1 pseudogene is annotated in these 220 nt (G+C 44.5%); it reads right to left on the bottom strand.

Features of this window, described 5'->3' with window-relative positions:
* Window positions 1–220: pseudogene (locus JIG41_RS21865) on the bottom strand (hypothetical protein); the annotation flags it as partial.

The following is a 220-nucleotide window of genomic DNA, read 5'->3' as shown; positions in this document are numbered from 1 at the left end:
TGCTGGGTCTAAATGACGAAACGGCTCTATTTCAGGTGAGTCAACTAATGGTTTGCTTAAATCCATAAAGTGCACCACACGCTCCCATGTATAACGACAGTAGTTTGGGTTTTGTGGGTTGTCTTTAACGCGAATTTCACTAAACGCACCACGGTGGTTGCTGTAATCTTTATGAGCCACATACATCGCATGGGTGACACCATGTCCTTGTGAATGGTTG

Source organism: Pseudoalteromonas sp. bablab_jr011 (assembly GCF_016464045.1).
Taxonomy (GTDB): Bacteria; Pseudomonadota; Gammaproteobacteria; order Enterobacterales; family Alteromonadaceae; genus Pseudoalteromonas; species Pseudoalteromonas lipolytica.
This window is presented reverse-complemented; position numbering and strand designations above follow the sequence as displayed.